This is a genomic window from Pseudomonas sp. M1, assembly GCF_022760135.1.
GTDB lineage: Bacteria > Pseudomonadota > Gammaproteobacteria > Pseudomonadales > Pseudomonadaceae > Pseudomonas > Pseudomonas citronellolis.
This window is the reverse complement of record NZ_CP094343.1, coordinates 4,055,329-4,065,735: the sequence shown is the minus strand read 5'-3', so window position 1 is coordinate 4,065,735 and position 10,407 is coordinate 4,055,329. Positions and strand designations below refer to the sequence as shown.

Below are 10,407 nucleotides of genomic sequence, written 5' to 3'. Positions count from 1 at the left end.
GGAATCAGGCCGGCGCCTGGGCGAAGCGCAGCGGCGCGCTGGCCTGGTGCAGGGCCGCCGGGTCGCGGTAGCGGGCGCCATGGTGGTCGGCGGGCAGGCGCGCGTGGCCGGCGCCGAACAGCCGTTCGCGCAGGGTCTCGCCGTCGTTGTAGGCCTCGCGGAAGCGGCCGCGGCGGCGCAGCTCGGGCACCACCAGTTCGATGAAGTCGCGCGCGGTGTGCGGGGTGAGGAACTGGCGCAGGTTGATGCCGTCGATACCGTCCTCGTCGAGCCATTTCTCGATCTCGTCGGCCACCACCTTCGGCGTGCCGGCGACGAAGAAGCGGCCCTCGTCGAAGCCGCCCAGGCGCTTCACCAGCTGGCCCACGGTGGCCTGCGGGTCGCTGGCCAGCAGCGCCGCCCAGGGCCCGCCGCCGGGCAGCTCGGCCAGCGGCGTGTGCGCCGGGAAGGCGGCCAGGTCGACGCCCGACTGCATGTGCGCCAGGGCGCCGTCGAGGCTCTGCAGGCGCCGGTAGTCTTCCAGCTTGGCCTGCACTTCCAGGTCGTTGCGGCCGACGATCACCGCCGCCTGGACGATGAACTTGATGCCCGCCGGATCGCGCCCGTGGGCGCGGGCGCGTTCGCGCATGTGGGCGATGTTGCGGCGCACCGCCGCCGGCGTCGGGCCGCCGGTGAACACCACTTCGGCGTGGCGCCCGGCGAACTCGGTGCCGGCCGGCGAGCCGGTGGCCTGGAACAGCACCGGGGTGCGCTGCCGCGAGGGCTGGCAGAGGTGCGGGCCGGCGACCCTGAAGTGCTCGCCGACGTGGTCGATGTAGCGCACCTTGGCCGGGTCGGTGTAGATGCGCCGCTGGCGGTCGGCGATCACCGCGTCGTCGTCCCAGGAGCCTTCCCAGAGCTTGTAGAGCACGTCCAGGTATTCGTCGGCGATCTCGTAGCGGCGGTCGTGGGGCACCTCATCGTCCAGGCCGAAGTTGCGCGCGGCGTTGGGCAGGTAGGAGGTGACGATGTTCCAGCCGACGCGGCCGCGGGTCAGGTGGTCGAGGGTGCTCATGCGCCGGGCGAAGGCGAAGGGCGGCTCGTAGGTGGTGGAGAAGGTGGCGCCGAAGCCCAGGTTGCGGGTCACCGCGGCCATCGCCGGGATGACCAGCAGCGGGTCGTTGCTGGGCACCTGCACGGCTTCGCGCAGGGCCGTCTCGGGGCCGCCGCGGAAGCGGTCGTAGACGCCCACCACGTCGGCCAGGAAGACGCCGTCGAAGGTGCCGTGCTCCAGCAGTTGCGCCAGTTCCGTCCAGTAGTCGATGTCGTTGAAGCGGTGCCGCTGGTTTTCCGGGTGGGCCCAGAGGCCGTGGACGATGTGGCTGACGCAGTTCATCTCGAACAGGTTAACGTGCAATGGCTTCGACACGGATGCGGCGCTCCCGGGGTTGCGGCAGGTGGGGGATGGCGCCCAGCAGGGCGCGGGTGTAGTCGTGCTGCGGGCGGGCGAAGACCTCGCGCACCGGGCCGCTCTCGACGATGTGGCCGTCCTTCATCACCAGCACGCGGTCGCTGACGTGGCGCACCACGCCCAGGTCGTGGGAGATGAACAGGCAGGCCAGGCCCAGGCGCTGCTTGAGGTCGGCGAGCAGGTCGAGGATCTGCGCCTGCACCGAGACGTCCAGCGCCGACACCGGCTCGTCGCACACCAGGATTTCCGGCTGCGCCGCCAGGGCGCGGGCGATGGCGATGCGCTGGCGCTGGCCGCCGGACAGCTCGATGGGCCGGCGCTGCAGCATGCCCGCCGGCAGGCGCACCAGTTCCAGCAGTTCGCGCGCCCGCTGCTGGCGCTCGGCGCGGCTGCCGCCGGCCCGGGCCAGGGCCTCGTCGAGGACGCGGGCCACGCTGTAGCGCGGGTCGAAGGAGGCCAGCGGGTCCTGGAACACCACTTGGATGCGGCGCCTCTCGCGGCGCTGGGCGAGGGCGTCGAGGGCGCTCCAGGCCTGGCCGCGCAGGTACACCTCGCCGCTGTCGGGGCGCTCCAGGCCGAGGATCATGCGGGTGAGGGTGGTCTTGCCCGAGCCGGATTCGCCGACGATGCCCAGGGTCTCGCCGGCGCGCAGGGTGAAGGAGGCGTTGGCCACCGCCTGCTGCGCCGCGCCGTTCGGGCCGCGGAAGTGCTTGGCCAACTGCTGCGCCTCCAGCACCACCGGCTGGGTGCCGAGGCTGGCCGGCGGCGGCTCGCTGGCGGCGGGCTGCGGCGCATGGCTGAGGTGCACCGCGGAGGCGGCGCGCAGCAGCGAGCGGGTGTAGGGGTGGCGCGGGTCTTCCAGCACCTGGTCGACCGGGCCTTCCTCGACTATCACGCCGTGCTGCATCACCGCCACGCGGTGCGCCAGGCGCGCCACCACCGCCAGGTCGTGGCTCACCACCAGCATGGCGCGGTTGCGCTGGCGCAGGCTTTCCAGCAGGTCGAGGACCTGCGCCTGGACGGTGGCGTCCAGCGCCGTGGTGGGTTCGTCGGCGATCAGCAGGTCGGGGTCGCAGGCGATGGCCGAGGCGATCAGCGCGCGCTGGCGCAGCCCGCCGGAGAGCTGGTGCGGGTACTGGCGGGCGCGCAGCTCGGCCTCGGGCACGCCCACCGCGCGCAGCAGCTCGATGACCTTCTGCCGGCGCCGCTCGCGGTCCAGGGACGTATGCAGGCGCAGCGGCTCGTCGATCTCGCGGCCCACCTGGCGCAGCGGGTCGAGCGAGCCGAGGGCGTCCTGCATCACGAAGCCGATGCGCGAGCCGCGCAGCTCGCGCCACTGGCGGCCGCCGAGGTTCAGCAGGTCCTGGCCGTCGAAGGCCAGGCGCCGCGCGCGGATCTGCGCGCCGGCGCCGGTGAGGCCGGCCAGGGTGCGCGAGGTGACGCTCTTGCCCGAGCCGGACTCGCCGACCAGGGCCAGGCATTCGCCGGGGTAGAGGCTGAAGGACACCTGCTGCAGCACCGGCTGGGCGCGGCCGAAGGCGACGTCCAGGTCGGCCACTTCCAGCAGCGGGCGGAACGGGTTGATCAAAGTGGTCATGGGCGTTTGCCCTCGCTGTAGCGCAGCAGGGCGCGGCCGAGCACGGTCACGGCGACCACGGTGAGGGTCACCGCCGTGCCCGGTGCCGCGACCAGCCACCAGGCGTTGGAGAGGAAGTTGCGGCCGACCGAGAGCATCGAGCCCCATTCGGGCGCCGGCGGCGGCGCGCCGAAGCCGAGGAAGCTCAGCGAGGCGCCGGCGGCGATGTTGGCGCCAATGCCCAGGGTGGCCAGGATCAGCACCGGGCGGATGGCGTTGGGCAGCAGGTGGCGCCAGATCACCGCCGGCCGCGACAGGCCCAGGGTGACCGCCGCCTCGACGTAGGCCGCGCCGCGCACCACCTTCGCCTGGGCCCGCACCAGGCGGGCGTAGCGCGGGATGCCGGCGATGCCCACGGCGAGCATGGCGTTGACCAGCCCCTGGCCCCAGAAGGTGATGATGACCAGGGCCAGCAGCAGTTCCGGGAAGGCCAGCAGCACGTCGATGCCGCGCATCGCCGCGGCGTCCAGCCAGCGCGGCCCGAGCCCGGCGGCCAGGCCCACGGCGATGCCGCCGAGCAGGCCGATGGCGGTGGCCGCCAGGCCCATCAGCAGCGATGGCCGGGCGCCGTGGACCAGGCGCGCGAGCAGGTCGCGGCCGTTCTCGTCGGTGCCCAGCCAGTGCGCCGCGCTGGGCGCCTGGAAGGCGTGGCGGGCGCTGGCCAGCAGCGGGTCGGTGGCCACCAGCCAGGTCGGCGCCAGGCTGGCGAGCACCAGCAGCGCCAGGAACACCCCGGCCAGCGTCAGGCCCGGACGGGCCAGGGCCGCGCCGAGGAAGGCGGGCAGCTGGCGGCGCCGCGACGGCGCGGGCAGCAGGCGGGGCAGTGCGGTCGACGGACCGGCCATGGGCGTTCTCCTGTCAGGGCGCCGGGTTCGGCAGGCGCGCGTGGATGGCGTCGATGGCGGCGAGCGCCTCCGGCGTCAGCTGCAGCTCGGCGGCGTCGAGGTTCTGCGCCAGTTGCTCCAGGCTGGTGGCGCCGTTCAGCGCGCTGGCCACGAAGGGCTTGGCGATGACGAAGGCCAGGGCCAGTTGCGCCGGCGCCAGGTCCAGCTCACGGGCCAGCTCGACGTAGGCGCGGGTGGCCTGCTGCGCCTCGGCGCTGGCGTAGCGGGCGAAGCGGCCGTAGGCGGAGCCGGCGCTCAGGCGCGCGCCGGCCGGCTGGGCGCCGTCCAGGTACTTGCCGGTGAGTACGCCGAAGGCCAGCGGCGAATAGGCCAGCAGGCCGATGCGCTCGCGGTGGCTGAACTCCGCCAGGCCCGTCTCGTACTGGCGGTTGAGCAGGCTGTAGGGGTTCTGCACGCTGAGGATGCGCGGCAGGCCCAGGCGCTCGGACTGTTTGAGGAACTCGGCCACGCCCCAGGGCGTTTCGTTGGACAGGCCGATGTGGCGCACCCGCCCGGACTTCACCAGTTCGGCCAGGGCGGCGAGGGTTTCGCCGATGTCGTCGCTCTGCTCGTCGTCCACCCAGGGGTAGTCGCGGGTGCCGAAGAAGTTGGTGCTGCGGCTGGGCCAGTGCAGCTGGTAGAGGTCCAGGTAGTCGGTCTGCAGGCGGTCGAGGCTGCCGTCCAGGGCGCTGCGCAGGGTGGCCAGGTCGAAGCGCGTGGCGCCGTCGCGGATGTGCTGCATGTGCCCGCTCTGGCGCGGCGGGCCGACGATCTTGCTGGTCAGGACGATGTCCTGGCGGCGCTTGCTGCGCGCAAGCCAGGTGCCGATGAAGCGCTCGGTGTCGCCCCAGGTGTCGGCCCGGGACGGGGTGGGGTACATCTCGGCGGCGTCCACCAGGTTGACGCCGCGCGAGAGCGCGTAGTCGAGCTGGCGGTGGGCGTCGGCCTCGCTGTTCTGGTGGCCCCAGGTCATGCTGCCGAGGCCGATGACGCTGACCTTGAGGTCGCTGTTGCCGAGTGGGCGGTAGTTCATGCCGGTGGTCTCTCGCAGGTTCAGGCCGAAGCGGCCGCGGGTTGTTCGTAGCGGCTGGCCGGGTAGGGCAGGCCGAGGTGTTCGCGCAGGGTGCTGCCCTGGTATTCGTGGCGGAACAGCCCGCGCTTGCGCAGGCGCGGCACCACTTCGTCGACGAAGCTCTCCACGCCCGAGGGGAAGCTGTCGGGCATGATGTTGAAGCCGTCGGCGGCGCCGGCGAGGAACCATTCCTCCAGGCTGGCGGCGACCTGCTCGGGGGTGCCCACCAGCAGCCGGTGGCCGACCAGGATGCGCCGCGACAGCTGGCGCACGCTGAGGTTCTCGGCGCGGGCCAGGTTCAGCTGGGCTTCGAGGAAGCCGTGGGAGCCCTTCTCGAATTCGTTGACCGGGCCGATGCGCTGCCAGGGCAGCGGCGCGTCCGGGTCCAGCTCGCTGGCGTCGATGCCGATGCGCTGGGCGATCTGCCGCAGCAGGCCGCCTTCGCCCAGGTAGCTGTTCAGCCGCTCGAAGCGCTCCAGGGCCTCGGCCTCGGTGCTGCCGATCACCGTGGACAGGCCGGGCATGATCTTCAGGTGCTCGGGGTTGCGCCCCCACTGGCGGGCGCGCTGCTTCATCTCGCGGTAGAAGGCCTGGCCGTCGGCGAGGGTGGTCTGGGTGGTGAAGATGGCGTCGGCGAAGCGCGAGCCCAGGGCCTTGCCGCCCTCCGAGGAGCCGGCCTGGAATAGCACCGGGCGGCCCTGGGGCGAGCGCGGCACGTTGAGCGGGCCCTTGACCGAGAAGTAGCGGCCGACGTGGTCGATGGCGTGCACCCGGGCCGGGTCGGCGAAGCGCCCGGAGGCGGCGTCGCCGAGGATGGCGCCGTCTTCCCAGCTGTCCCACAGCTTGAGGGTGACGTCGACGAACTCCTCGGCGCGGGCGTAGCGGTCCACGTGCAGCGGCGCGCCGGCCAGGCCGAAGTTCTGCGCAGCGGCGTCGCCGGCATTGGTCACCACGTTCCAGGCCGCGCGGCCGCCGCTGATGTGGTCGACCGAGGCGATGCGCCGGGCCAGGTTGAAGGGTTCGTTGTAGGAGCTGGAGGCGGTGGAGATCACGCCGATGCGCTGGGTGGCCAGGGCCACCGCGGTGAGCAGCACGGTGGGCTCCAGGCGCCCGGCCGGCTGGCGGCCGACGTCGCCGGCCAGGGCCGGGCCGTCGGCGAGGAAGATGGCGTCCAGGGTGCCGCGCTCGGAGATGCGCGCGATGTTCTGGTAGTAGCCCACGTCCAGGTAGGCGGTGGGCGGCGCCTCGCCGGTGCGCCAGGCCGCGGCGTGGGCGCCGAAGCCGAGGATGTTCATGCCGATGCTCATTTGCCGCTGTGCGTTGCTCATGCCGGGGTCTCCTCGGTATCGGGGGCTTGCTGTTGCGCGGCCTTGGCGGCGGCGAAACGCTCGCTCCAGGCCTCGCTGGGAAGGGTGCCGTTGAGGTGGTAGTCGCCCAGGTAGGCCTCGCGCAGGATCGCCGGGTTGTGCGAGGCCAGGGTGCGGGCGTTGCGCCAGTGCCGGTCGAGCCGGCGGCCGCTGCTGGTGGCCGAGGCGCCGCCGACCTCGAAGAGCAGGGTGGCGGCCTCCAGCACCTGGGGCAGGACGATCTGCTGCGCCTGGTAGGCGTGGATGTCGGCCTCGGCGTACAGCTCGCGGCTGGCTTGGCCTGCGCGGTGCGCCTGCCAGGTGCGTTCGAGGGTGGCCGAGACGGCTTCCACCAGCGCCTCGGCGGAGAACGCCAGGCTGCCCAGGCGGCCCACCACGCGCTGCACCAGCGGGTCCTGGCGCGGCTCGGAGCGGCCGGGAATGCCGAAGGCGCGGGTGCGGCCCTGGACGAAGGCGACGGCGTCGCGCAGCACCGCCCGGGCGATGCCGGCCAGGGTGGCCAGGTGCACCTGCTGGTAGAAGGCGGTGATGTAGCTGTCGCTGCGCCCTTCGCCGAGCTTGAAGCGGCGGAACAACTGGTGTTCCTCGACGCGCACCTTGTCGAAGCGGGTGGTGCCGCTGCCGGTCAGCCGCTGGCCGAAGCCGTCCCAGTCGTCCAGGCGGGTGACGCCGGGCGCGTCGGTGGCCACGGCCACGGCGACGTGTTCGTCGCCGTCGCTGGCCGACACGGCGATCCAGTCGGCATAGAGGGTGCCGGTGCAGTAGTACTTCTCGCCGTCGAGCAGCCAGTGGTCGTCCTCGCGGGTGAGGGTGACGCTGTTGCCGGTGACTTCGCTGCGCTCGGCCATGGCCGCGCCGAACAGCTCGCCGCCGACGATGCGCGGGAACCAGTGCTGGCGGCTGGCTTCGTCGTCGTCGTTGAGGCGGCCTTCGACGAAGCCGAAGTGCGCGCGGAAGATCTGCGGCAGATTGGAGTCGGCCTCGCCGAGGCGGCGGACCAGGCGGAACAGCTGCGGCAGGCTGGCGCCCAGGCCGCCGTAGGCCAGGGGGATGCGCAGCGCGCCGAAGCCGGCCGCGCGCAGCCAGGCCACCGGCTCGTAGGCCAGCTCGCGCTGCTGCTCGCGCTCGATGGCGCCGGCGGCGATGCGCTGGAACACCGCTTCGAAGCGTTGCAGCAGGGCGTTGTCGTCGGGGTGCGCCGGCGCACTCGCGGCGGCGGGAAGGTCGTCGGGGAAGATCATCGCGGTGTCCTCGGGGCGGGCGATGGAAGGGGGCGGCGCCTGGTGGGCGTCGAACAGTTGGCGCAGCTGGGCCAGGGCGATGCTCGCGGTCATGCTCATGCCTCGCTCACCCGCGGGTCGACCAGGGCGTTGAGCAGGTCCACGGCCAGGTTCACCAGCACGTAGATCGCCGCCGCCAGCAGGGTGATGCCGAGCACTACGGGCACGTCCTTGTCGTTCACCGCGTTGAGCATCAGGCGGCCAATGCCCTGGCGGGCGAACAGGTTCTCGGTGATCACCGCGCCGCCCAGCAGCGCTGCGAAGACGAAGCCGGACAGGGTGATCAGCGGCGTCAGCGCATGACGCAGGGCGTGGCCCAGGCGCACGCCGGCCTCGGACAGGCCGCGGGCGCGGGCCATGGCGATGAAGGGCTGTTCGAGGATTTCCTCCAGCTCCTGGCGCAGCACCTGGGCCAGCACCGCGGCCACCGGCAGGGCCAGGGTGAGGATCGGCAGCACCAGGCTCTTCCAGCCGCGCGAGCCGGTGGGCGGCAGCCAGTGCAGCTGGAAGGAGAACACCAGCAGCAGGAGGATGCCGAGCACGAAGCTGGGCATGGACGACAGCAGCAGCTCGCCGCCGGAGGCCAGGCCGCGGGCCCAGGGCGCGCGGTTGGCGGTCAGCACCGCCGCGCTCACCGCCAGCAGCACCGCGGCCAGCGCCGCCCACAGGGCCAGCTGGGCGGTGGCGCCGACCTGCCCGGCGATGGCCTGGGCCACCGGGATGCGCAGGCGGTACGACTCGCCCAGGTCGCCCTGGACCAGGCGCCCCAGGTAGTGGGCGTATTGCACCGCCAGCGGCTGGTCCAGGCCGTAGTCGCGGCGCACCTGGGCGATGGCCTCGGCGGTGGGCATGGCGTCCGGTCCACCGAGGATGGCCAGGGCCGGGTCGCCGCCGCTGACGTTGAGGGCGACGAAGGTCAGGCTGGCGGCGCCCCAGAGCACCGCCAGGCCGCCGAGGAAACGCCAGAGGACGCGGCGCAGGGCATTCATGGTTGCGGCTCCCGGTCCAGCCAGACGCTGGTGAAGAAGGGCACGTTGTGCGAGCTGTCGAACACCACGCCCTTGACGTCGCGGCGGTAGGCGATGGTCAGCTGGCTTTCGTACACCGGCACCGCCGGCACCACTTCGGTGAGGCGTTGCTGGGCGGCGCTGTACAGGCGCTGCTGCTCGGCCGCGTCGGTGCTGCGGCGGGCGCGGGCGAGCAGGTCGTCGAGCTGGGCGTCGCGCAGGCGCGCGCTGTTCTGCCCGATCAGCTTCGGCGTGGCGATGGAGTTGCTGTGGTAGAGGATGTACAGCCCGTCCGGGGTGTTGGTGTGCCAGTAGCCGCCGACCAGCGCCTGGTAGTCGCCGGCGTAGCGCAGGTCGTTGACCTGGGCCTGGGGCAGCACGCGCAGGCCCAGGTCGATGCCGATCTTCTTCGCGTCGGCCTGCATGGCCACCGCCACGTTGGCCGGCAGCGCCGGGCTGTCGATCATCAGCAGGGTGGCGGCCAGGCGCCGGCCGTCGCGGCTGCGGTAGCCCTCTGTGTCGCGCGCGGTCCAGCCGGCCTCGTCGAGCAGGGCGTTGGCCGCGGCCACGTCGTAGCCCAGGGCGTTGCGCCAGGCCGGGTCGTAGAAGCGGGTGTTGGCGGCGAGGAAGTCGGCCTTGACCTGGAATTCGCCGAAGCCGCTGATCCAGGCCAGGCCCTCGCGGTCGATGGCGCGGGCCAGGGCCTTGCGCACGCGCACGTCGTCGAAGGGGAAGCGTTCGACGTTGAAGGTCAGGCTGCGCACCGGGTTGCCCTTGCGGATGCGGCTGCGCAGCACCAGTTGCGGGTCCTTGCGGATGGCCTGGGCGTTCTGCGTCGGCGCGTCCAGGGTGAAGTCGTACTGCCCGGAGACCAGCGAGCTGTAGCGGATCAGCGCCTCGGGCACGAAGCTCAGTTCCAGGCGCTCCAGGTAGGCCGGGCCCTGGTGGCGCAGCACCGGCGGCGCCCAGTGGTAGCCGGCGCGGCGCACGAAGCTGGCGCCCTGGTCGCGGGTGTAGCTTTCCAGCACGAAGGGCCCGGAGCCCACCGGGTGGGCGGCGATGGATCTGGGGTCTTCGAGGATCTGCTTCGGCGAGATCATGCCCAGCCAGGACTGCGCCAGCACGTCGAGGAAGGGCGAGTAGGGCTCGCGCAGGGTGGCCTGGAAGGTGTACTCGTCGAGCACCTTGCCCGACTGGTAGGGCGCGATGTAGGCCGCGGCCAGCGGCGACTTGGTGGCCGGGTCGCGCATGTGTTCGAGGTTCACCCGCACCGCTTCGGCGTTGAACTTCGTGCCGTCGCTGAAGCTGACGTCGTCGCGCAGATGGAAGGTGTAGGTCAGGCCGTCCGCGGAAATCTCCCAGGATTTGGCCAGCCAGGGCGACACCTTGCCCTGTTCGTCCTGGTACACCAGGCAGTCGTAGAGGATGCGCCCCAGCCACTGCACGTTGCCGTGGGAGAGGGCGTGGATGTCGAAGGAATAGGTGTCCAGCGCGGCGCTGGCGCGCAGGGTGCCGCCGGGCTTGCCGGGGGCCTGCTCGTGGAAGTCCTCGGCGGGGTAGCTGAGCTGGCCGTCCTTGAGGGTGCCGGTGTCGAGGGCGGCGCCGCCGGCGCCGGGCCCATCGTCGGCGGCCGGCGAGCAGCCGGCCAGCACGGCGGCCAGCAGGGCGCCGGCCGCCAGGGGCAGGAGTCTGTCGATCATGCCGGCCTCCG

General features: G+C 72.6%; 8 protein-coding genes. All 8 read right to left on the bottom strand.

Annotation, left to right across the window (positions count from 1 at the left end):
* Positions 1–4: 4 nt before the first annotated feature.
* From PM1_RS17950 to PM1_RS17915, 8 genes are read right to left on the bottom strand one after another with little or no spacing between them, the layout of a single operon-like run.
* Positions 5–1,408, bottom strand: a complete 1,404-nt coding sequence (locus tag PM1_RS17950) for an LLM class flavin-dependent oxidoreductase (protein ID WP_009619611.1) — start codon at positions 1,406–1,408, stop codon at positions 5–7.
* On the bottom strand, positions 1,386–3,047 hold the full coding sequence (locus PM1_RS17945; protein ID WP_009619613.1) for a dipeptide ABC transporter ATP-binding protein: 1,662 nt from the start codon (positions 3,045–3,047) through the stop codon (positions 1,386–1,388). The genes PM1_RS17950 and PM1_RS17945 overlap by 23 nt, the downstream gene beginning before the upstream one ends.
* The gene (locus PM1_RS17940; protein ID WP_009619616.1) at positions 3,044–3,931 is read right to left on the bottom strand and encodes an ABC transporter permease; all 888 of its coding nucleotides are present in this window, start codon (positions 3,929–3,931) and stop codon (positions 3,044–3,046) included. Before PM1_RS17940 ends, PM1_RS17945 begins: the two co-directional genes overlap by 4 nt.
* Positions 3,932–3,944: 13 nt before the next feature.
* Positions 3,945–5,003, bottom strand: a complete 1,059-nt coding sequence (locus tag PM1_RS17935; protein WP_009619618.1) for an NADP(H)-dependent aldo-keto reductase — start codon at positions 5,001–5,003, stop codon at positions 3,945–3,947.
* A 20-nt stretch (positions 5,004–5,023) separates the two neighbouring features.
* On the bottom strand, positions 5,024–6,370 hold the full coding sequence (locus tag PM1_RS17930) for an LLM class flavin-dependent oxidoreductase (RefSeq protein WP_009619621.1): 1,347 nt from the start codon (positions 6,368–6,370) through the stop codon (positions 5,024–5,026).
* Entirely contained in the window at positions 6,367–7,743 is a 1,377-nt protein-coding gene (locus PM1_RS17925) for an acyl-CoA dehydrogenase family protein (RefSeq protein ID WP_009619624.1), read from the bottom strand. Before PM1_RS17925 ends, PM1_RS17930 begins: the two co-directional genes overlap by 4 nt.
* Positions 7,744–7,745: 2 nt before the next feature.
* A complete protein-coding gene (locus PM1_RS17920) occupies positions 7,746–8,678 on the bottom strand; it encodes an ABC transporter permease (protein ID WP_009619626.1) in 933 nt (310 codons plus the stop codon).
* On the bottom strand, positions 8,675–10,396 hold the full coding sequence (locus PM1_RS17915; RefSeq protein ID WP_009619627.1) for an ABC transporter substrate-binding protein: 1,722 nt from the start codon (positions 10,394–10,396) through the stop codon (positions 8,675–8,677). The genes PM1_RS17920 and PM1_RS17915 overlap by 4 nt, the downstream gene beginning before the upstream one ends.
* Positions 10,397–10,407 lie beyond the last annotated feature (11 nt).

What these genes read in the sequence shown, in the direction of transcription:
- PM1_RS17930 (WP_009619621.1), bottom strand. Translation starts at nt 6,370, where the DNA reads ATGAGCAACGCACAGCGGCAAATGAGCATCGGCATGAACATCCTCGGC.
- PM1_RS17920 (WP_009619626.1), bottom strand. Translation starts at nt 8,678, where the DNA reads ATGAATGCCCTGCGCCGCGTCCTCTGGCGTTTCCTCGGCGGCCTGGCG.
- PM1_RS17940 (WP_009619616.1), bottom strand. Translation starts at nt 3,931, where the DNA reads ATGGCCGGTCCGTCGACCGCACTGCCCCGCCTGCTGCCCGCGCCGTCG.
- PM1_RS17915 (WP_009619627.1), bottom strand. Translation starts at nt 10,396, where the DNA reads ATGATCGACAGACTCCTGCCCCTGGCGGCCGGCGCCCTGCTGGCCGCC.
- PM1_RS17925 (WP_009619624.1), bottom strand. Translation starts at nt 7,743, where the DNA reads ATGACCGCGAGCATCGCCCTGGCCCAGCTGCGCCAACTGTTCGACGCC.
- PM1_RS17945 (WP_009619613.1), bottom strand. Translation starts at nt 3,047, where the DNA reads ATGACCACTTTGATCAACCCGTTCCGCCCGCTGCTGGAAGTGGCCGAC.
- PM1_RS17935 (WP_009619618.1), bottom strand. Translation starts at nt 5,003, where the DNA reads ATGAACTACCGCCCACTCGGCAACAGCGACCTCAAGGTCAGCGTCATC.